Consider the following 19,626-nt stretch of genomic DNA (forward strand, 5'->3'; position numbering starts at 1 on the left):
TTAGTTTGCTTTATAAAATTGTTGGATGGCTTCGTCGATGTAAACCCAGCCTTTCCAACCTAAGTGCATATGATCTTTTAAGAAGTATTTATCGTATTCATGATTTGAGAAGTCGGCAATTGGATAACCAGCTTTTTCAATTTGCTCATGAACTTTCTTATAGTATGCTTCGCGGCGTTCTTTCGGGAAGCCAGCGTAGTCGTACCAAGGACCTTTGACAGGAACAGAAATGAAGAGTGGTTTTGCACCAGATTGTTTTAATAAATCAAGTACAATTTGTAAATCTTCATATTCTGGCGATTGGTCATAAGCATCATTTTTTAAGTAACCTTCACGTTGCTTTAATTTTTTCTTAATTTTGCTATTGAAGTAACCATCTTCGATACCATATTCATTAGATCCAGATTCTGCTGCACCTGTTTGATCCGCATGTTTACGAGCATCTTCCCAGTTCATTTGTTTTAATGAAGGATCGAGCTTCTCTTTGTGCGGTTTAATATTAAACATAGCTGTAAATAAATCTTTACGATCTAAAATGTTACGGTAAATATAAGCGAAAGGTTTAGCAGCAAGTGCTTTTACTTTATACTTCGTATCATCATAAGCGATACCTTCAAGCGAAATTTTTAATAAAGTTTCTTTTTTTACAATCTCAAAGTTTAATAAACGCTTTGCAATTTGTTTTTTCATTTCAGGTTTTAAATCATTGTTGAAAATGAAGTGGTAACCTTGTTGTTTTGAAAAGTTAGGTGCAAAGTGCGTTTCGTCAATACCTTGTGGTACAAACCATTGCGGAGAAAGAACGAATACCATTTTCTTATCTTTCAATTGATCCATTGTAGATGCGAAGTTTAATACATGTACAAGGTCTTGTGTTCCGCCGCGTCCAAGAAGGAATGGCGTAAATCCTTCAGGCTTTACTTTAAAATAATTAGATGGATGGAAAGCATCCATACGTGCGAATTCCGATGAACCGTACATCGGAAGATATTTTGGATCTGCTAACATCTTTTGCTGTAAAATCATACTTTGAATTTTTTCTTCTTTTAAAGAAGTAGCAGCTTGTTCTACTTTTTCATCACTTAAAAGTGGAAGTAGGAAGCGCGTTGGAATAAGTAAGAATACAGCAAAAAGGGCCAATGCTAAAAGCATCGGACCAAATTTTGCTTTGTTCATCGGATTTCTTCCAACTTTTTAATAACCATGTTTGGTGTAGCCCACTCGTCACGGTCAAAATCAGAAATAGAAACTTCAATATCTAAACGCTCTTGGAATTCAACTAATAAAGATACTACAGCGAAAGAATCAAGGATACCTTCTTCAAATAATTGAACATCTAAGTTTTCTTTCACAATATCGTTTTCACATACTTCTTCTAAAATATCTAATACTTGCTCTTTGAATTCTGCCATTTTTAAAATCTCCTTTATATCCGAAATTATTATATGTGCAACTTCTTAATGGAATAAGAAGGGTGCATTAAAAGTATCTGTTAAGGTGTCCAGAGAAGATTAGGAAACCGAAACATACAACGTGGAACGTAATTACAATCGCAAGGATGTGTGTAAATTTATTGTTTGGCCAAAACTTATGCTTCTTGTTTTTTCGTTCAAAAATATCGAATAAAATAAACAGTGCGGCATGGTATAGACCATAAATAACATACTGCGCAACAGCGCTTCCTTGGATGTGCCAAATTCCCATAATGAAGAAGTTTAAAAATGCCCCGATATACGAAATAGTGTAACGGTTCTTAATTAACTTTTTCTTCGTTGCAAAAAAGACGAAACGCATGTAAATAAAATCACGGAACCAGAATGATAAACTCATGTGCCAGCGGTTCCAGAAGTCTTTAATATTACGACTAAGGAATGGCTTATTGAAGTTTTCTGGCGTTTTAATTCCCATCATATAACTTACACCAATTACAAAAGAGCTATAACCAGCAAAATCAAAGAATAGATATAAGCTATAGCTATACATGTAAATCATATTTGAAAATATTGTATCGTGTTGAGCGAATGCTGGATCCATACAATATTGCTTTATTAAGTAAGCAATAATAAATTTATACAAGAAACCTTGGAAAATACGATTTAGTCCTGTATATAGTAAATTTTGATATTCTTCAGCGCTAGGTGGCTTTTGAATATCTTTTTGGAATCTTCGGTAACGATCGATAGGTCCTGTTGAAATCGCAGGGAAGAATAAAACGAATTCCCAGAAGTTAAAGAAAGAAAGCTCTTTAATTAAACCATCACGAACTTCAAATACCATTTGAACTGCTCTGAATGTTACGTAAGATATACCTAGGAAAACAACAAGTTTTAACTCAGGTAAAAACGATGCAAACGGCGCGATTTTTGCCAAAATAAGAGGCAAAATCGATAAAATAACAGCTATGCAAAATGTGAATGTACTATTATTTTGTTTTCTTAAAATTAAATAGCCTTTAATAAGGACATATTGCCAAATAATAAATGCAGCTAGCATCATTGCTTGCTTTGGTTTATCTGAGAAGATAATAGCAATCATGACTAATGTTAAAACGGCATTATATTTGCGCAACATTTTACCTTTTAATCCAGCTATGATAGTAGGTATTAATAAAATGCCCACTATAGCGAAAAAATAAAATGATCCATATGCGGTCATGCTGTAACCTCACTCAATAATTTTTTGCGATCTACCTTTCCATTTGGTGTCATTGGAATAGAAGATTGATACATGAATTTACGTGGAATCATGTAGTTTGGTAATCGCTCATTGAGTTCTTTTTTGATTGCAGATGTTAATTTGAATTCTTTTTCAAATGAATGTTCTCCAGGAACAACAACCGCTAATAAATAATCGTATTTCTCACCTTTTTTAATTGGAACGATAACTGCTCCTTCTACGTAAGAACACGCACGAAGGTGATGCTCAATTTCTTCTAATTCCATTCGATAACCATGCAGCTTAATTTGGAAATCAAGACGACCATTATAGAATAGAAGACCATTTTCAACATAGCCAGCATCGCCTGTTTTATAGGCGCGCTCACCGTCAATCATAGTAAATGCTTTTTCTGTTAATTCAGGGCTTCCTAAATATCCAACGCTTACGCTTGGACCGACAATTACGATTTCACCTTTTTCACCATCAGGTGCGATCGTGCCATCTTCTTTCATAATAAGAAGGCGACAGTCTGATTTACAATAGCCAACTGGAAGTGATTTGTATTGATCAAGCACTTCTTCTGTAACGTGAATACCTGTTACAGCGACAGTAGCTTCTGTTGGACCATACGTATTCATAATTGTTGCTTTAGGGAAACGCTCAATTAATTTTCTAGCCACTTCATTTGGTAACACTTCGCCGCAGAATAAGAATGTTTTCATGTTCGGTAGCATACTCTCAGAGAAAGATGCTTCCATTAAACACATTTCAGCGAAAGAAGGTGTGGAAGTCCATACTTGAATATCCGATTGCTCTAAAGAAGCAAACAAGTCTTTTGGACGCGCAATCATATCTTTATCGATTGCCCAAAGTGTACCACCTGTTACTAATGATGGGTAAATATCCATTACAGATAAATCGAATGAGAAAGGTGCTTGGTTTAAGAATACTTGCCCTGTTTGTAAGTTGAAATCTTCTACAGCCCATTTTGTAAAGCTAACAAGGCAGTTATAAGTAATCTGAACCCCTTTCGGATTACCTGTGCTTCCTGATGTGTAAATAATGTAGAAATTCTCATCACCTTTTACCGCATGTTCAGGATTTGGAGTGTTCCCTTTATGAGTAAAGAAAATATCTTTTAAGTTGTCTTCACTTACGATGCGAACTGGTAAATCAGTTACAGTTACTGCTGTTGCCGATAAAAGTAATTTCGCACCAGAATTTTCAGCAATACGTTGTACACGATCAGCTGGGATAGATAAATCTACAGGAATGTAAGCATGTCCAGCTTTTACACATCCTAAAAAGTTAATAATCATTTCAGGTTGCATATGGCCATACACCATAATTGGTGAACGATCGTCTGGATACTCAGAAGAAATCCAATGTGCTAACGCATCAGAATCTTCCTTTAATTGTTTGTACGTAATTTTCGCATCTCGCCAAACAAAAGCGGTTTGATCAGGCGTTTCTGCAGCCCACTTTTCAATTTGTTCTAATAACTTCATAACGTTCCCACCCTAGAATTCATTGTAAATAAATGTACTTGTGTTTGTATCATGGAATCCATACAACCAAAGTAATGCAAATAAAATTGCAAGATAATAAACCGTCTTTGCAACCCATTGTGTGAGTGGTCGAGACCATATCTCTTTTAATCTTTCCATGTCTTTCCCTCTCTTAATGAAATAATAGCTCTTTGTAGGTATCATGTCCTACATTATTGTGAAAAAAACAAAATCCCACATTTTAGGTAAAAATAAGTCAAAAGGCTCTTTTCTGATATTAGCACTAAATACTAAAAAAGAAAATCCCTAACTTAGCAATTATATTACATTCAGCATGAATTTGTAATGGGTTTGACATGTAAATAGAAAGTGGATTGTGTGAATACATAAAAGTGGACTATAAGAATACGTAAAAATACAGTGTTTGTTTTTATTAATCATTTAAGACGGAGTAAACTTTTAAATTTCTAGTTCTTTTGAAAAGGAGGAAATTATCATGAATAGAGTGTGGAAGAATCTAATTTCGGAAGAAAATATCGTGAAATGGAGAAGGCATTTCCATAAGTATCCGGAATTATCATTTCATGAAAAAGAAACTTCGCAATTTATATATGATACATTATGCTCATTTTCTTCTTTTGAAGTAACGAGACCGACGAAATATAGTGTACTAGCAATTAAAAGAGGTGTGAAGCAAGGGAAAGTAATTGCGATTCGAGCTGATATAGACGCTTTGCCAATTCAAGAGGAGACAAGTAAATCTTATACATCTGTGAATAAAGGAATGATGCATGCATGTGGGCACGATGCTCACGCAGCTATTTTATTAAGCACAGCAGAGGTGTTATCAAATATAAAGGAAGATTTTGCAGGTGAGATTCGTCTATTCTTTCAGCACGCAGAAGAGGTGTATCCAGGCGGGGGACAAGAAATGGTTGAGGCAGGTGTAATGGACGGTGTTGATTATGTAATAGGTTTACATGTTATGTCAGGACTTGAGAGTGGAAAGATAGGAATTGCATATGGACCGATGATGGCAGCTCCAGACGTATTTACAGTTGAGATTCAAGGCAAAGGAGGACATGCGGCGCGACCAGAAGAAACGATAGATCCTATTGCTATCGGAGCACAGATTATTACAAATCTACAACATATCGTATCAAGAAATACAAGTGCTTTTATGCAAAGGGTTGTTTCAGTTACACAATTTCATGGGGGAACGGCTGACAATATTATTCCTAGTACAGCAACTTTAATGGGAACTGTTCGTTCATTTAATCAAGCATTGAGGGTGGAAGCAGAAGGGAAAATCGAGAAAATTGTGAAAGGAATTACAGAAGCACATGGAGGATCGTATACATATACGTATCGATATGGATATGATCCGGTTATTAATGATGAATATATTACGAAAATAGTAGAAGAAAGTGCACTACATTTGTTTGGGAATGAGCGTGTTGTGAAGCTTGAACCTTCTATGGGTGGAGAAGATTTTTCAGCATATTTAAGAAAAGCACCTGGTTGTTTCATTAAATTAGGAACAGGTAATGAAAATATATATACTTGTTATCCACATCATCATCCGAAATTTGACTTGGATGAATCAGCATTAATTTGTGGAGTGGAGCTATTTTTAGAGACGACTATAAGATTACTAAAATCATAGAAAAACAAAAAAAGGCAACTGCACTCTATTGCAGTTGCTTTTATTTCTTTCCGTCAGAGAGGGCTGAGAAAGAACTATGCTCATTCATAGTATATGAATAGCTAACGGACAAGCTTGTACATTTTAATCATTTTTTTAAAAATAGTTATTGACATTGATTATCAATATCAATTAATCTAAAAATAGTTGAAATTGATAATTATTATCAATAGGATGGATGCGACATGTTAATGAGAAAGAATTTTCACCTTCTGCGGAGGGGATTAAAAGATAAAAATAAAGATGTTGATCAGCATATGGAATGGCAAAGAAATGTAATTCGGTCTGAATATGTAGATGAGAAGAAGAGCATTCAAACAGAAAAAGAGATACAAAGTAAAGGGAGAGGTTCAGTTGAGTAAGTTAGTAATGATTTTTGCAAGTATGAGTGGAAATACAGAGGAAATGGCTGACCATATTGCCGGCGTAATTCGTGAAACAGAAAATGAAATTGAAGTTATTGATATTATGGATTCACCAGAAGCTTCTATATTAGAACAGTATGATGGAATTATTTTAGGTGCATACACTTGGGGAGATGGCGATCTTCCTGATGATTTCTTAGATTTTTATGATGCAATGGATTCTATTGATTTAACTGGGAAAAAAGCGGCAGTATTCGGATCATGTGATTCGGCTTATCCGAAATACGGAGTGGCAGTTGACATTTTAATAGAAAAGCTACAAGAGTGCGGGGCAGCAGTTGTGTTAGAAGGACTAAAAGTAGAATTAACGCCAGAAGATGAAGATGTAGAAAAATGTTTACAGTTTGGAGCTGAATTTGTAAAACACCTTTCTTAATGGCAGAAGGGAGATGAAGAGCAAGTGCATGAGAAAATCTCAATCAAAACGATGACAGATTATCATTTGTATGATTTTATGCGTTGTCCGCATAAATTTTATTTTCGTCACATAAAAAGAAGAGAACCTTCTTCATTTGAATGGCAACAAATAGCACAAATGATTGTCAATCAAATTATTAACGAGTATTACACGCTACCTGCGGGTCAACAAACGAAAATTGTACTTTTAATATTAATAGAAAAGTATTGGAAAAAAGTAAGGATTAATATGTTTGCTTCGAAGACGGAGTACTATATTGTATTAGCGAAGCTAACGGATCACTTATTACAGTTCGTTGAAAAGGATGATAGTCAGACACCACCATTGTTTTTATACGAGAAGTTTCAAACATATATGGAAGAGTTAGGTGTCCACATGTCATTGACATTTGAAGTTGGTGAGTGGAGTGCTGAGTCGTTTGTAATTAAAAAGTATGTTGTCGATGCAGATGAGGAAATGCTTGCTCTTTGTCAGAAGCTAATGACAGTATTCAGTTATAAAGCTTTCGGAGTTCTTCCAGGAAAAATTGAAGTTATTAATTTAATAGAAGGAACTAAGTATGAGTACATTCCGAAACAGGAAGATATTATAACTGGAATGGCTGATTTATCTAGAATGAAAGAAATGTTAGAGCAACCTGAGCATTATACAGAGCGTCATTTTCGTTCTGAGTGTATAAGTTGTGCGTTTCGTAGTGAATGCCAAGGGGAAGAAGTAAAGACAGAAGCGAAACAGAAGAAAAATATAGTTCATTAAAGGATGCAACTTTGCATCCTTTTTTGTTATTGACATGAAAAGCTTTTCATCATTTACGGTATATTTGTAGCAGATTTTAATAAAGTGAAACTTTAATCAGTGGGGGTTTTGTCAATCACCCACTGATTATCAGCCCTCATTAATCGGGCTACCCACAAATAGCAGAATAAAGGGAGGAATAATCAATGAAAGATGAAACAAAAGTATTTCAATGGTTAAAAGAACAAAATGCTCCTTTTGAAATTCAACTGCAAATTTTACAGGCGTTTCAATTGTATAAAGTTATTGTTGAAATGGATAAAAAGTTAATGATGTATGAGGAGAGAGTATATAGGGAGAGAATGTAATCTCATCCCTGTAATATCGTTTTTAGCTGTTCTGTGCCTGTAATGAATTCGAGTTCATTCTCTGACTCAAAGTTATAAATAATATTATGTAGTAAAGGACTGTATTGATAAAAGGTAGTAATACGATAAATGAGTAATGGATCATGATGAGAAATAAGTGTACTGTACTGTTCATATACAGATGTAGTAAACTCATCTCCGAAATCATAATATAGTCCTGCAAAATCAAAAGCAGGATCGCCAATTTGCGCATCACCAAAATCGATAACACCTGAAATGCTTTTGTTATGCTTGTTAAATAAAATGTGATGATGAGTAAAATCAGCGTGAATGATTGTGTTTTGAAAAGTGGATGTAGCTAAACATGCAAAGAAATTTTCAAATAAGCGATTTAAGGCTAGTTTCTGTAATGAAGTAAGGCTAGTAGTGAGATATTGGTTTAATTTTGTTTGTAGCTCTTTCCAGTAGGTACATGTTTTTTCAATAGGGAAACATAGCGTTGTAACTTGGTGTAAAGGAATACTATGTAGTACCGCAAGGAAAGTAGCTAATTGTGTAATAATTGCTTTCAGCTCTGTATCCTCCAGCGTGGCAACTGTTTCTGTTTTTAATGGTTCACCATGAATGAGAGTATAGTAACTACAAAGAGGAACCTCATCAGATTCATTTTTATAAATTAGGTGATATTGTGGAACTTCGATTTCTTGTAGTGATTGAGTGAGAATTGCGCATAGTTCTTTTTCTAACGGAATTCGCATCGCATATTCCTGTTTTCGCGGGAAACGAAACAGTAGCTCATCATTTACTATAACTGCTACATTATCCCATCCTTCTTCATTTTGTTTATATGAATGTATAGAAAGATTAGGCAAAGCTTCTTTTATATAATGTTTGTAAGAGTCCATAATTGTTCCTCGTTTCTGAGTTAAGTTATTCTATTTTATGATATCAGAATTTTCTTTCTATATGTTAAAATATATCTATTATTATGAAGAAGGGCGGGAGTATTACGAAAAAAAGACTGTTAATCATTTCTCTATGTATCGCTTTTGTATTGTTTTGGTCATATAAAGAGGAGGTTTTTGCTACCTTTAAACCGATTGATCAGTACGAGTTAAATAAGGAATTAAAGAACAAAAGTATAGAAAATTTAACTCATAATGAAATGAAAAAGGTAGGAGAGCATTTTGTGACTGAACAACTATCAGTGTTTGAGTTTAATAATAAAGAAGATGTGAAACGAAAAGGTGAAGAACTATTTTTAAATAGAGGGTATGAACAATTAATGGGAAATTATTATCCAAATCGTTTTCGAGATTTAGAGTATAAATTTACAAGCGAGGAGATACGTGAAGAGACCAATGAGAGTTTTCTTTATCAAGCTGTAGCGTACGTTGCGGGTACTGAAAATGATAAGAGTAAGAGAGGCGAAATGAAATTGAATTATGAAGTGAAAATTGTAAAGGTTAATAATAGATTTATGGTGCTAGAACAAAAGCAGCGCGTACAATAAAGGAAATTCATTGCTCAATAGATCATTTGGGGGTGTACTACTTAATGCGGAATAAAAAGGCCCTCAAGGAATAAAGGGCCTTTAAAGATTTTCATTTTGTTGACCAAGTTCTTTTTGAGCAATATATAAATTCCCTTGCTCGACTTGTTTAAGAGTATGAACAGAATCTCCTGCATATCCTTTTTGTGTTTTAACAGTTCTTTTTGAACGATTGGAATCTTGTTTCTTCATATAATAGGCCACCTTTCATCAAAAATAAACGAAAATGATAAGTATGAGTAATACAGCAGCGAAAATGGTAATGCCCATTAAAAACGAAGTGTTTTTATATTTAGGTGGCTTATGTACATCTTGCCGATATCCAGGTGAAATTTCAGGGGCAAATTCTTCATCGAATGATTGCTTTTTTTCTTTGTCGTCCATATGTACCCACCTTTCTTTTTCATTATATTATACGTTACAAGAAAAAATATGCATAAAGAAAACAGCCGCTTTATTATTAGCGACTGTTTTGTGTTGTATATTTTCGTTGTACTTGAAAGAGACGGATAAGTAGGAAGGCAGCGCCAAATGCTAGACCGATAATAAGACCGATCCAATAGCCTTTCGCGGCCCATTCTGTATACGTCGCTAATATGTAACCTAGTGGTAGACCTATTATCCAATAAGCAATTAAAGTCATAATTAGAGCAACATTTACATCTTTATAACCACGCAAAGCTCCTTGTACAGGGGTTGCAATTGCATCTGAAATTTGAAATAAAATTGCAAAGATAAGAAATTCTTTTGCTAAATGATGAACTTTTGCATCTGTCGTATAAATAGAAGCAATTTGATCATCAAAGAAGTAGAGAAGAATCGAATATAATAAAGCAAAGGCAAGGGCTAATCCAATTCCAATCAATCCGTATTGTTTTGCATTATCGTAACGTTTTGCTCCAACTTCGAATCCGACCGCAATAGTCATTGCCATTGCTAAACTTAGCGGAGTCATATATAACAAGGAAGCAAAGTTCATAGCTGCTTGGTGAGCTGCAATAGTTGTCGTACTAAAATTACTCATCATGAGCGTTACCGCAGCGAAAATACTCGTTTCAAAAAAGATAGCAAATCCGATAGGGACACCAAGTTTTAAGAATGCTTTCCAACTCGAAAGAGAAGGTCGGTATAATTGTTTGAAAATGTTGAAAGAGGCAAAAGGCTCTTTCGTCTGAATAATAATGACTGTAATAATTAAAATGCACCAATATGTTGCAGTGGAAGCAATTGCTGCTCCGACACCACCAAGCTTTGGGAAACCGAAGTTACCAAAAATTAATAGGTAATTTAATATTACGTTAATTGGTAATGATAATAATGTAATAATCATCGTTGTTCGAGTTTTTCCTAATGCATCAATAAATCCACGTAAAACAGTGTAAGTGAATAAAGGTATAATTCCTATTGCGATAATACTTAAAAATTGCGCTGCAATACGTTCCACAGGTTCTTCTAAGCGCATGCCATTTAAAATAGGTGAAACGACGAAAAAACCGATGAGGATAACAACGAAGCTAGCAAAAATTGCTAAATAAACTGCTTGTATGACAACGTGGGGAACGTCCTCTTTTTTCTTGGATCCAACGAGCTGTGCAACAATGGGAGTAGTAGCCATTAAAATTCCTGTTAACCCCGTACTAACTGGAATCCATATACTTGTTCCAATTGCAACACCTGCTAAATCAGTTGGACTTGCATGTCCTGACATCGTTGTATCAAAAAAACTCATCGCAAATAATGACATTTGTGTTACGAAAATCGGAAAAAATAGTAATACAAATTGCTTTAACTTTTGTGAGAATGAAGTAGTTTCTTTCATAAAATCCCCTTTCCGTATAAAAAAACAAACTCTTACTATCATACAATTTAATCAAAGATTAGAAAAGAAATACGCGCCTATAACATATGAAGCCAATAAAAAAAGGATGCACTTTGAAAAGGGATAAGGTATTATGATAAGGTGTGAAAAAATTACATATTATTTGTTATTAAGGAGGCACTACTTGTGGCTGATTGGTTAATTGGTTTAATCATGGGTGCTGTTGAAGGGTTAACAGAGTTTCTACCAGTATCATCAACAGGACATATGATTTTAACAGGACATTTAATTGGATTTGACGATGAGAGAGCGAAAGTTTTTGAAGTTGTTATCCAATTGGGATCGATTTTAGCAGTTGTTGTTATATTTTGGAAGCGTCTATGGTCGTTAGTTGGAATAGGTAAAGTAACAGACGGACCATCGTTAAATTTATTACATATTATTATCGGGATGATTCCTGCTGGGATACTTGGCGTGTTATTCCATAGCACTATTAAAGAGGTTTTATTTGGTCCAGGACCAGTTGTTATTAGCTTAGTAGCCGGTGGTATTTTAATGATTGTTGCTGAGAAGTTTTCGAAACCAAGTACAGCAAGAACGTTAGATGAAATCACATATAAACAGGCATTTACAATTGGAATGTTCCAATGTTTAGCTCTTTGGCCAGGATTTTCTCGTTCTGGTTCTACAATCAGTGGTGGTTTATTAGCTCGCGTGTCGCATACAGCGGCAGCTGAATATACGTTCATTTTAGCGGTACCGATGATGGTAGCTGCAAGTGGCTTAGATTTAATTAAAAGCTGGGATGTATTAAGCTCAGCAGATATAACGCTATTTGTAACAGGATTTGTAACTGCATTCGTTGTTGCGATGCTTGCAATTGTTTCATTCTTGAAATTATTATCTCGTGTGAAACTAACACCGTTCGCTTATTATCGTTTCATTTTAGCTGCGGTATTCTATTTCTTCATTATGTAATAAAAAAACCTGCCGAGCTCGGCAGGTTTTTTATTTTACTATTTTTTCCACCATATTTTCCATTACATGCTCCCAAAGAGAAGTATCATCAGCTAATGTAGCACGGAAATTAGCATACATTTCTTTTTGTTTTTCTTCGAATGTTGGATCTTCTTTTTCGGGTAATGTAGCGCGCATTGAAGTTACTAATTCTTGTACTTTTGGAGCGCGTGGTCCAAAGACGGCTTGTTCATTTCCATCTTTATCAATGAAAATAAAGATTGGAATCGCACGTGCTGTTCCATTTGTTAAATATTGATCCATTAATTCTAAGTTTTCGTCGCGAATTAATAAACTCATTTCAATATTTGCAACTTCAGAAATTCGTTTCATAACAGGTACGCATAAAAGAGCATCGCCACACCAATCAGCAGTTAATACGATAACACGCCAGCCGTCATTTTGACGTTCTTCTAATACAGGAAGTAATTCATTTGGAATTAAAAAGTTATTGTAAATGTGTAGTAGCTCGTATTGGTTTACTTGCATTTCATTCACATATGTATCAAAGGACATACCTTTATCAGCCCATTGTTGTAAGTTCATAATTAACACCTCTTTAGTAAGATTTGCTTTCATTGTACCAATTTTTATATAGAAAAGCTTGTATTCTTACTCTTTCTCGTCACTTAATAACTTATTTAAGAGGAAAAAGAATAGTACGACACATAATTCAGCTATGTTGGACATTTGTACGCTTTCTATCCAATCATCAGCAGTATGAATGACGAACCAATCTAGTGTAATTTCAATGAATGAGAAAAGAGTAATAGAAATCCAATTTGGCATGTTTTGTGTCAGTGGATATAGCAGCGCTTTGAAGAAACTGAAGATGAAAAATGTAATACTGTCTAAGAAAGTGATTAATAAAAAAAAGAGAAGTAACGCAATACGTGAACTATACTCTATACCTGTAATTTGAAAGATTCCTACATATATAAAAAATATAAATGCAAAAATTATAATGAGAAAAAGAGCAATAATACTAATGATAATCGTTTTATCTTTTAGGCTGAGATTTGAGAATTTCTCCTCCTCATGCATTAAGATACCCCCTTTTTCTGGAAGTTAACTTCATTTTATCATGAAATACATATTAAAAAACTACGAATTATGGGAAAATAAGGTGACAAAAAGTAAGATTTCATGTAAAATTATTAATAAGGTTTTTATTTAACTAAATGAAATAAAAGGAGCTGTCAAAGTTGTCTCAAAATCGAGAGCAATTAATGGAAGAACTATCGACAAATGTGTTTGCTATGTTTCGCACATTGCGTAATGATATCGGAAAAATATTCGGTGGTTACATACCGTGGAATGAATTCATCGTCCTGAGAATATTAAATCGTACGAATAAAGAAATGGTATCGCGTGTAGCAAATGAATTAAATGTGTCGAATAGTCATATTACAGCTGTTACAGAAAAATTAATTAATAAAGGTTTTGTAACTCGTTCACGTTCTACATCAGATCGCCGAGTTGTGTATTTAGAGATTACAGAACAAGGGAAAGATTTAGTTGCGAAAATGGAAGATGCGAAAAAACAATATTTACAAGAAAGATTCTCTACACTTTCAGAAGATGAAATGAATGTAATGATTTCAATTTCCAAAAAACTTATTTAAGTGATTATAAACAAGAAAACGCTTACGTGATGAAATAGAAGATCTTCCTTATATATGGGAGGTCTTCTTTCATGTGTAATAGATGTTAAAAAATAAAATGTGTATGAAAAAAGATAGAGCGCCATACTACTAATACAAGGAAGGGAGGGAGAAATATGACGAATCGTAACGGTAGTAAAGGGAGCGGTAATCAAGGATCACCAAAGTCCGGCCAGTTTAATCAGGAATTTAGCACTGAATTTGAAACTGGTAATGATAATAAAGGGAAAGAATATCGTTCTAAAAAAGGGAGTAAATCAAAAAAGGAGTGAAATTCATCACTCCTTTTTTGATTTAAGATGCTGCCGATTGATCCGTATTATATTTTTCTTCTGATTTTGCGACAATCATTGCGCAAATTGCATCACCAGAAATGTTTACAGCTGTTCTAGACATATCTAAAATACGGTCAATACCGATAATTAAAGCGATACCTTCTACTGGTAGATTTACTTGATTTAAAACCATTGTAAGCATTACAAGTCCAACACCAGGTACACCAGCAGTACCGATACTAGCTAGTACAGCAGTTAATACGACCATAGCTAATTGCGGTAATGTAAGTTCAACTCCGTATACTTGAGCGATAAATACAGTGGCTACCCCTTGCATAATGGCAGTACCATCCATATTAATAGTTGCCCCTAGTGGTTGTACAAATGAGCTTATCGCTTTTGGAACGCCAAGCTTATCTTGTGCTGTTTTCATTGCAAATGGAAGCGATGCATTAGAGCTAGATGTACTAAATCCAATTGCCATTACTGGTCCGAAATGTTTAAAGAAACGAACAATACTTTCTTTTGCTAATACCTTTAATAAGCCGCCATATACAAAGACCCCGTGAATAATGAGTACTAACATAACGACAATCATATACTTGAACATCGCAGCGACGCCTGCAAGCCCCATTTTACCAACGGATGAAGCGAGCAAACCGAATGTTCCAATTGGGGCTAATTTCATAACGAGATTAACAAGATACATCATTAATTCGTTGCCCTGTTCAAGTAATGAATGGATACCTTGAACTCGTTTTCCTAAAATAGCTATACCGAGTCCAATCAATACGGCAAAGGCAATGATTTGTAACATGTTTCCGTCAGCCATCGCTTTTGCTGGGTTATCTGGTACGATATTTAGCAATGTGTCGACGAAAGATGTTTCAGTTTTTGCACCTTCATACTTAAGACCTTCTGTTTTAAAATTACCGCCAGCTCCTGGTTTTATAATAAGTGCAAATGTAACCGCTATAGAGATGGCAACCGCAGTTGTTACGAGAAAGAATGAAATTGATTTTAAACCGATTCTTCCAAGTTGTTTCGGATCTCCAAGGCCGGCAGCACCAAGTACGATAGAAATGAACACAACAGGAACAACTAGCATTTTAATAAGTCGAATAAACAATTGACCAATTGGGTTGAACACAAATTGATTTAGTGGCTCAAAGATAGATGGAGCAGCTAAATTTAGAGTGAGTCCAACAACTAGACCTAGAAATAATGCGATTAAGATTGCTTTTGTTTGTTTCAATAAAATCCCCCCTTTTGTTTTTGCGAAATTTCTTTCTAAAGTAATTATACCGAAAAAATACCTAATTTGACAATATTTTCTGAATTTTTAGTTTTTGTTTAAGTGTAGATAGACTGATTTTGTGTTTGGAAAATAAAATAGACCATCACATAGGATGGTCAAGGGAAGGGGACAATTTATGTCAATTTAATTAGGGATGGAAGTTGCTTTAAGACACTGGGGAATGTCTTATAAATTAGGGAGGAACAACTTCGATACATATACTATAAAAGGTAGGTGTGACTCTCATGTGAACATAGGGTGAAAGAGAGGGGGAGTTTTAAATAAAAGATAGAAAGACAAAAAATAAGACCATCATATATAAGATGGTCAAGGAAGGGGACAATTTATGTCAATTTAATTAGGGATGGAAGCTGTTCAAAGACACTGGGGAATGTCTTATAAATTAGGGAGGAACAACTTCGATACATATACTATAAAAGGTAGATGTGACCTCTGTGTGAACATAGAGTGAAAGAGAGAGGGAGTTTTAAATAAAAGATAGAAAGACAAAAAAATAAGACCATCATATATAAGATGGTCAAGGAAGGGGACAATTTATGTCAATTTAATTAGGGATGGAAGCTATTCAAAGACACTGGGGAATGTCTTATAAATTAGGGAGGAACAGCTTCGATACATATACTATAAAAGGTGGATGTGACCTCTATGTGAACATAGAGTGAAAGATATGGGGATTTGAAAAATAGTACATATGAAATTGTTATTGCTAGCAATATTGAGTTAGGATATAGAGTTTTCCAGCATAAAACGAAAAGGAATCTGAATATAAATAAAAGTTGTAATCTATGAAAAAAAGGATTATGCTCAACTATATTATGAGAATATAAGGTTTGTCCCAATTATTTAAGGGGTTTTAAAAAGCTTTTTATTATATGAGGGGAAAGCTTCACTTTAATAAGGGAGTTAGTGATATGGACGTAACAAAAAAACAAGGGCTGTATAATCGTCTTATACGATTAAACCCACCACAAATATTAGCATTAGGCTTTTTCTGCTTAATTGTGGTTGGCGGTTTGTTATTAAAATTACCATTCGCAACGAAAGTACATATTAGTTGGGTAGATGCTTTCTTTACAGCAACGTCAGCAGCGACCGTAACTGGTTTGGGAGTAGTGGATACAGCAAGTACATTTACGATGTTTGGCGAAATTGTTATTATGTTTTTAATTCAAACAGGTGGTCTAGGTCTTATGACAATTGCCATTTTAATTGTTTGGGTACTAGGTAAAAAAATCGGATTACGCCATCGTTTATTAATTGGAGAAGCATTTAATCAAACAAATATAGGTGGTCTTGTAAAATTAGTAAAGCGTGTCTTTATATTTTCGATTTGTATTGAACTTATTGGGGTCATCTTTTTATCGTTTCGCTTTATTCCAGAGTTTGGTTTTGGAAAAGGTTTATACTATAGTATTTTTCATGTAATTGCATCTTATAATAATGCAGGATTTGCTTTATGGCCAGATAATTTAACAAGATATGTAGGGGATCCTATTATTAATATTGGGATTTGCTCTTTAATTGTAATTGGGGGACTCGGTTTTACCGTATTAATTGATATATGGTATAGCCGCAGTTTTCGAAAATTATCACTTCACTCAAAAATAATGATTATTGGAACAGTAGTGCTAAATGTTATAGCAATGATTGTAATTTTTGTATTGGAATATAATAATGTGAAGACGTTAGGGAATTTATCTTTAAATGAAAAACTATGGGCTTCCTTCTTTCAAGGTATTACTCCGCGGACAGCTGGATTTAATACGGTTGACTATGGAGGTATGGAAGAATCATCTATATTATTTACGATGATTTTAATGTTTATTGGTGCAGGAAGTGTATCGACAGGTGGAGGAATTAAATTAACGACGTTTGTTATCTTAATTACATCTGTCCTTTCTTTCTTTAGAAAAAAGGAGGAAATTGTTTTATTTCAGCGTACAATTAAAATGTCGACAGTAACGAGGGCCTTAGCGATTGCTGTTGCCAGTCAAATACTTATTTTAGCAGCGGTATTCATATTAATGCTTACAGAAAACTTCAGCTTTATTCAATTATTATTTGAGACAATATCAGCGTTTGGCACAGTCGGATTAACGATGGGAATTACTGCAAAGCTATCGGCATTCGGAAAATGTATTATTATGTTTGTTATGTTCTGCGGATTAATTGGACCATTAACACTTGTGTTCTCTTTAGCGCGACCAGCAAAACAAAAAATAAAATATCCATCGGAAGATGTGTTTACAGGATAAGGTATCCCGCGTTAAGCGAGATACCTTTTTCTTTTTTAGAACAGGGAGAACAATAGACCAATAAGTGCTACTCGGAATAAAATTGCGATAAGTGCAGCAATTCCACCGACAACTGCAGCGATACCGCCAGTTACAGTAGCTCCGCGATTATAAGCGTAAATACCGAGTAAAACAGAAACAAGACCAAATAGTGTTGGAAATGTAAATAGCGATAAGATAGATAGCGCAAGAGCAATAAAACCAGCAGTTGATCCAGCAGCGGACGATTTTACAACATCTTTATCGTCTTTATCATCGTAATCATAATCAATGCGTTGTGGTGCAACCTCAGCGGCGTACTCTTCTTTATAGTCACTATAATCACTATCTATTCTATCTTTTCTTTTATAATCATCAAATTTCTCAGTCAAATTCATGACTCCTTTCATAACAAGGTTCAATAGTAGTATGTATCTCTTTTTCTTTTTTATCCCGCTATTTGTGAGAGTCGAGCTACGTACACATCCCACTGATTAAAGTTTCACTATACCGGAGCATGTACAGGGAGTAGTATCTTTTAAAAGGAGGAAAATGTTTTCTTGAAATAGGAAAAGTTAGTATGACTTCCTCTATTTTGGAAAATATAAAAAGGAATAATGAGGAAAGGGTGCAATACATAATGGAACATCCAATTGAAAATTTAATGAAAACGGCAATGACAAATTTAAAAGAAATGGTAGATGTAAATACAATTGTTGGGAGCCCGGTTTCAACAGCTGACGGAAATGTAGTATTAACAGTATCTCAAGTGGCTTTTGGTTTTGGAGCTGGTGGAAGTGATTTTAAAGGGGATTTCATTACTGAAAAACATAACGGTGGGCAAAATCAGCATAAAGAGAACAAACAAGGGCATCCATTTGGAGGAGGAAGCGGGGCTGGGGTTTCCATTAGTCCAGTAGCTTTTTTAGTAGTTGGTTCTAATGGAGTGCAAGTATTACATCTCAACAGCAGTACACATTTAATTGAAAAGGCTTTAAATACTGTACCAAGCACTGTAGATAAATTTGTGAATGGTCGTCAAAAGTGAACTTGCATTTTTTAGGAATTATGATATATTAGAAAAAGTGCGCTTTAGGATGATCGGAATAATTGAAATGTAAATATATATGATGTGTGGAATAAGGGAGAGGAATTTATGATTAATATCAAAAACTTAGTAGTTGGCTTATTTATGTTAGTAAGCGGCTTTGTTGTATATGTAATAAAAGAAAAAGCTCCATTCTAAAACAGACAAACCGTTAATGTCTGTTTTTAATTTGCGGAAAAATATTGACAAGTTATTGTATTGGTGTTAGAATTTTAATTCGTGTCTCGGTTACAGCTAGTGTAAAGTAAATATCTCTTATGAATGCAATACGAAAAGTTTGCGAAAGATCGGGTAATTTTATCAACAACTTTTGTGAACAAACCCTATAAATTGTATTTGTAAGCTATATATGTATACTAGTGAATCAAGGAGCGGTCAGTGGAACCGTAATGATGAGAGAGAGGTAGGGCTTTCATCCAGTATATGTTACTTTCCCGTTAGGTGAATATAAAAAAGAGGACTCCTTTTAAAAGGAGTCCTCTTTCATTTTTCAAGTGCGACTTTCAACTTGTTGACAAATTTCATCCGTTGTTAAACCGTGAGCTGTAATGACTGATCCTTTAATTGATGTATCTGCAATGCCCATCACATTAGAATCTTGCCCAGTTACAACGCAACAATCACACCCTTGTGCATCCTGTTCTGAGTTAAGTGTAACAACTTCATGACCTTGTTGCTGAAGAGCTTGTTGAACGTCTGTTAATGAGTTTTCAACGCCAATTCTAGCCATAATTCTCACCTCCTACCATCTAATTGCTAGTATGCTCAAGTTCACTGCATTTA

Annotated in this window: 26 protein-coding genes; 12 read left to right on the forward strand and 14 right to left on the reverse strand. The window is 34.6% G+C overall.

Annotated features, from left to right (window positions below; translation table 11 throughout):
- From dltD to MR112_RS00850, 5 genes are all read right to left on the reverse strand, one after another.
- On the reverse strand, positions 1–1,176 hold the full coding sequence (gene dltD, locus MR112_RS00830) for a D-alanyl-lipoteichoic acid biosynthesis protein DltD (RefSeq protein WP_078186385.1): 1,176 nt from the start codon (positions 1,174–1,176) through the stop codon (positions 1–3).
- A complete protein-coding gene (gene dltC, locus MR112_RS00835; RefSeq protein WP_000807310.1) occupies positions 1,173–1,412 on the reverse strand; it encodes a D-alanine--poly(phosphoribitol) ligase subunit DltC in 240 nt (79 codons plus the stop codon). The genes dltD and dltC overlap by 4 nt, the downstream gene beginning before the upstream one ends.
- A gap of 67 nt (positions 1,413–1,479) precedes the next feature.
- Complete coding sequence (gene dltB, locus MR112_RS00840; protein ID WP_000127933.1) at positions 1,480–2,655, reverse strand: D-alanyl-lipoteichoic acid biosynthesis protein DltB; 1,176 nt, start codon at positions 2,653–2,655, stop codon at positions 1,480–1,482.
- Positions 2,652–4,166, reverse strand: a complete 1,515-nt coding sequence (gene dltA, locus MR112_RS00845) for a D-alanine--poly(phosphoribitol) ligase subunit DltA (protein WP_000770505.1) — start codon at positions 4,164–4,166, stop codon at positions 2,652–2,654. The genes dltB and dltA overlap by 4 nt, the downstream gene beginning before the upstream one ends.
- A 12-nt stretch (positions 4,167–4,178) precedes the next feature.
- A complete protein-coding gene (locus tag MR112_RS00850) occupies positions 4,179–4,325 on the reverse strand; it encodes a teichoic acid D-Ala incorporation-associated protein DltX (protein ID WP_000440293.1) in 147 nt (48 codons plus the stop codon).
- A gap of 337 nt (positions 4,326–4,662) precedes the next feature.
- Here MR112_RS00850 and amaA point away from each other — a divergent pair, with 337 nt between their 5' ends.
- The 5 genes from amaA to MR112_RS00875 all read left to right on the forward strand — a co-directional run bounded on the left by amaA (position 4,663) and on the right by MR112_RS00875 (position 7,817).
- On the forward strand, positions 4,663–5,832 hold the full coding sequence (gene amaA, locus MR112_RS00855; RefSeq protein WP_001082783.1) for an N-acyl-aliphatic-L-amino acid amidohydrolase: 1,170 nt from the start codon (positions 4,663–4,665) through the stop codon (positions 5,830–5,832).
- 224 nt (positions 5,833–6,056) lie between these two features.
- The gene (locus MR112_RS00860) at positions 6,057–6,233 is read left to right on the forward strand and encodes a hypothetical protein (protein WP_000929023.1); all 177 of its coding nucleotides are present in this window, start codon (positions 6,057–6,059) and stop codon (positions 6,231–6,233) included.
- Entirely contained in the window at positions 6,226–6,672 is a 447-nt protein-coding gene (locus MR112_RS00865) for a flavodoxin (protein WP_078186386.1), read from the forward strand. Before MR112_RS00860 ends, MR112_RS00865 begins: the two co-directional genes overlap by 8 nt.
- Before the next feature lie 24 nt (positions 6,673–6,696).
- A complete protein-coding gene (locus tag MR112_RS00870; RefSeq protein ID WP_000544574.1) occupies positions 6,697–7,470 on the forward strand; it encodes a hypothetical protein in 774 nt (257 codons plus the stop codon).
- 185 nt (positions 7,471–7,655) lie between these two features.
- The gene (locus tag MR112_RS00875) at positions 7,656–7,817 is read left to right on the forward strand and encodes a hypothetical protein (RefSeq protein WP_000651086.1); all 162 of its coding nucleotides are present in this window, start codon (positions 7,656–7,658) and stop codon (positions 7,815–7,817) included.
- A 2-nt stretch (positions 7,818–7,819) separates the two neighbouring features.
- Here the strand turns inward: MR112_RS00875 and MR112_RS00880 are convergent, their stop codons facing one another.
- Complete coding sequence (locus MR112_RS00880; RefSeq protein ID WP_242244723.1) at positions 7,820–8,722, reverse strand: aminoglycoside phosphotransferase family protein; 903 nt, start codon at positions 8,720–8,722, stop codon at positions 7,820–7,822.
- An 83-nt stretch (positions 8,723–8,805) separates the two neighbouring features.
- Here MR112_RS00880 and MR112_RS00885 point away from each other — a divergent pair, with 83 nt between their 5' ends.
- Positions 8,806–9,330 carry a hypothetical protein gene (locus tag MR112_RS00885; protein ID WP_048538170.1) on the forward strand — a complete coding sequence of 175 codons (525 nt, stop codon included), beginning with the start codon at positions 8,806–8,808 and terminating at the stop codon, positions 9,328–9,330.
- 81 nt (positions 9,331–9,411) lie between these two features.
- On the opposite strand, the gene MR112_RS00890 is transcribed toward MR112_RS00885, so the two are convergent.
- The 3 genes from MR112_RS00890 to MR112_RS00900 form a co-directional block, all read right to left on the reverse strand.
- Complete coding sequence (locus MR112_RS00890) at positions 9,412–9,561, reverse strand: hypothetical protein (RefSeq protein ID WP_000743742.1); 150 nt, start codon at positions 9,559–9,561, stop codon at positions 9,412–9,414.
- An 18-nt stretch (positions 9,562–9,579) separates the two neighbouring features.
- Positions 9,580–9,753 carry a hypothetical protein gene (locus MR112_RS00895; RefSeq protein WP_000341062.1) on the reverse strand — a complete coding sequence of 58 codons (174 nt, stop codon included), beginning with the start codon at positions 9,751–9,753 and terminating at the stop codon, positions 9,580–9,582.
- Between the two features lie 76 nt (positions 9,754–9,829).
- Positions 9,830–11,188, reverse strand: a complete 1,359-nt coding sequence (locus MR112_RS00900; protein ID WP_242244724.1) for an MATE family efflux transporter — start codon at positions 11,186–11,188, stop codon at positions 9,830–9,832.
- Positions 11,189–11,374: 186 nt separating this feature from the next.
- Between MR112_RS00900 and uppP the strand changes: the two genes are divergently transcribed.
- A complete protein-coding gene (gene uppP, locus MR112_RS00905) occupies positions 11,375–12,166 on the forward strand; it encodes a bacitracin resistance undecaprenyl-diphosphatase (protein ID WP_000796253.1) in 792 nt (263 codons plus the stop codon).
- A 30-nt stretch (positions 12,167–12,196) separates the two neighbouring features.
- On the opposite strand, the gene MR112_RS00910 is transcribed toward uppP, so the two are convergent.
- Together MR112_RS00910 and MR112_RS00915 are read right to left on the reverse strand one after the other, a co-directional pair.
- Positions 12,197–12,784, reverse strand: a complete 588-nt coding sequence (locus tag MR112_RS00910) for a thioredoxin family protein (RefSeq protein WP_002040836.1) — start codon at positions 12,782–12,784, stop codon at positions 12,197–12,199.
- A 33-nt stretch (positions 12,785–12,817) separates the two neighbouring features.
- On the reverse strand, positions 12,818–13,249 hold the full coding sequence (locus MR112_RS00915; RefSeq protein ID WP_098772044.1) for a YrvL family regulatory protein: 432 nt from the start codon (positions 13,247–13,249) through the stop codon (positions 12,818–12,820).
- A gap of 161 nt (positions 13,250–13,410) precedes the next feature.
- Here MR112_RS00915 and MR112_RS00920 point away from each other — a divergent pair, with 161 nt between their 5' ends.
- Together MR112_RS00920 and MR112_RS00925 are read left to right on the forward strand one after the other, a co-directional pair.
- Positions 13,411–13,830, forward strand: a complete 420-nt coding sequence (locus MR112_RS00920) for a MarR family winged helix-turn-helix transcriptional regulator (protein ID WP_000081434.1) — start codon at positions 13,411–13,413, stop codon at positions 13,828–13,830.
- Between the two features lie 155 nt (positions 13,831–13,985).
- Complete coding sequence (locus MR112_RS00925) at positions 13,986–14,141, forward strand: hypothetical protein (RefSeq protein WP_000184928.1); 156 nt, start codon at positions 13,986–13,988, stop codon at positions 14,139–14,141.
- A gap of 22 nt (positions 14,142–14,163) precedes the next feature.
- On the opposite strand, the gene MR112_RS00930 is transcribed toward MR112_RS00925, so the two are convergent.
- Positions 14,164–15,399 carry a dicarboxylate/amino acid:cation symporter gene (locus MR112_RS00930; RefSeq protein WP_000814802.1) on the reverse strand — a complete coding sequence of 412 codons (1,236 nt, stop codon included), beginning with the start codon at positions 15,397–15,399 and terminating at the stop codon, positions 14,164–14,166.
- 974 nt (positions 15,400–16,373) lie between these two features.
- On the opposite strand from MR112_RS00930, the gene MR112_RS00935 reads away from it, so the two are divergent.
- Positions 16,374–17,717 carry a TrkH family potassium uptake protein gene (locus MR112_RS00935; protein ID WP_000383526.1) on the forward strand — a complete coding sequence of 448 codons (1,344 nt, stop codon included), beginning with the start codon at positions 16,374–16,376 and terminating at the stop codon, positions 17,715–17,717.
- Between the two features lie 35 nt (positions 17,718–17,752).
- On the opposite strand, the gene MR112_RS00940 is transcribed toward MR112_RS00935, so the two are convergent.
- Positions 17,753–18,127 carry a hypothetical protein gene (locus tag MR112_RS00940; RefSeq protein WP_000136541.1) on the reverse strand — a complete coding sequence of 125 codons (375 nt, stop codon included), beginning with the start codon at positions 18,125–18,127 and terminating at the stop codon, positions 17,753–17,755.
- A gap of 188 nt (positions 18,128–18,315) precedes the next feature.
- On the opposite strand from MR112_RS00940, the gene ytfJ reads away from it, so the two are divergent.
- Together ytfJ and MR112_RS00950 are read left to right on the forward strand one after the other, a co-directional pair.
- The gene (gene ytfJ, locus MR112_RS00945; RefSeq protein WP_000204234.1) at positions 18,316–18,783 is read left to right on the forward strand and encodes a GerW family sporulation protein; all 468 of its coding nucleotides are present in this window, start codon (positions 18,316–18,318) and stop codon (positions 18,781–18,783) included.
- Positions 18,784–18,891: 108 nt separating this feature from the next.
- A complete protein-coding gene (locus MR112_RS00950; protein ID WP_000608227.1) occupies positions 18,892–18,981 on the forward strand; it encodes a hypothetical protein in 90 nt (29 codons plus the stop codon).
- A gap of 352 nt (positions 18,982–19,333) precedes the next feature.
- On the opposite strand, the gene MR112_RS00955 is transcribed toward MR112_RS00950, so the two are convergent.
- Positions 19,334–19,573, reverse strand: coding sequence for a YkuS family protein (locus MR112_RS00955; RefSeq protein WP_000101022.1), 240 nt, complete (start codon positions 19,571–19,573; stop codon positions 19,334–19,336).
- Positions 19,574–19,626: the final 53 nt, after the last annotated feature.

The organism is Bacillus cereus group sp. BfR-BA-01330 (assembly GCF_022663885.1).
Taxonomy (GTDB): Bacteria; Bacillota; Bacilli; order Bacillales; family Bacillaceae_G; genus Bacillus_A; species Bacillus_A cereus.

Coding starts and splice junctions, on each gene's coding strand:
- MR112_RS00935 (WP_000383526.1), top strand. CDS start 16,374: ATGGACGTAACAAAAAAACAAGGGCTGTATAATCGTCTTATACGATTA.
- MR112_RS00895 (WP_000341062.1), bottom strand. CDS start 9,753: ATGGACGACAAAGAAAAAAAGCAATCATTCGATGAAGAATTTGCCCCT.
- amaA (WP_001082783.1), top strand. CDS start 4,663: ATGAATAGAGTGTGGAAGAATCTAATTTCGGAAGAAAATATCGTGAAA.
- dltA (WP_000770505.1), bottom strand. CDS start 4,166: ATGAAGTTATTAGAACAAATTGAAAAGTGGGCTGCAGAAACGCCTGAT.
- MR112_RS00850 (WP_000440293.1), bottom strand. CDS start 4,325: ATGGAAAGATTAAAAGAGATATGGTCTCGACCACTCACACAATGGGTT.
- MR112_RS00890 (WP_000743742.1), bottom strand. CDS start 9,561: ATGAAGAAACAAGATTCCAATCGTTCAAAAAGAACTGTTAAAACACAA.
- MR112_RS00910 (WP_002040836.1), bottom strand. CDS start 12,784: ATGAAAGCAAATCTTACTAAAGAGGTGTTAATTATGAACTTACAACAA.
- MR112_RS00955 (WP_000101022.1), bottom strand. CDS start 19,573: ATGGCTAGAATTGGCGTTGAAAACTCATTAACAGACGTTCAACAAGCT.
- ytfJ (WP_000204234.1), top strand. CDS start 18,316: ATGACTTCCTCTATTTTGGAAAATATAAAAAGGAATAATGAGGAAAGG.
- MR112_RS00860 (WP_000929023.1), top strand. CDS start 6,057: ATGTTAATGAGAAAGAATTTTCACCTTCTGCGGAGGGGATTAAAAGAT.
- dltC (WP_000807310.1), bottom strand. CDS start 1,412: ATGGCAGAATTCAAAGAGCAAGTATTAGATATTTTAGAAGAAGTATGT.
- dltD (WP_078186385.1), bottom strand. CDS start 1,176: ATGAACAAAGCAAAATTTGGTCCGATGCTTTTAGCATTGGCCCTTTTT.
- MR112_RS00925 (WP_000184928.1), top strand. CDS start 13,986: ATGACGAATCGTAACGGTAGTAAAGGGAGCGGTAATCAAGGATCACCA.
- MR112_RS00885 (WP_048538170.1), top strand. CDS start 8,806: ATGAAGAAGGGCGGGAGTATTACGAAAAAAAGACTGTTAATCATTTCT.
- MR112_RS00880 (WP_242244723.1), bottom strand. CDS start 8,722: ATGGACTCTTACAAACATTATATAAAAGAAGCTTTGCCTAATCTTTCT.
- MR112_RS00950 (WP_000608227.1), top strand. CDS start 18,892: ATGATTAATATCAAAAACTTAGTAGTTGGCTTATTTATGTTAGTAAGC.
- MR112_RS00915 (WP_098772044.1), bottom strand. CDS start 13,249: ATGCATGAGGAGGAGAAATTCTCAAATCTCAGCCTAAAAGATAAAACG.
- MR112_RS00875 (WP_000651086.1), top strand. CDS start 7,656: ATGAAAGATGAAACAAAAGTATTTCAATGGTTAAAAGAACAAAATGCT.
- MR112_RS00900 (WP_242244724.1), bottom strand. CDS start 11,188: ATGAAAGAAACTACTTCATTCTCACAAAAGTTAAAGCAATTTGTATTA.
- dltB (WP_000127933.1), bottom strand. CDS start 2,655: ATGACCGCATATGGATCATTTTATTTTTTCGCTATAGTGGGCATTTTA.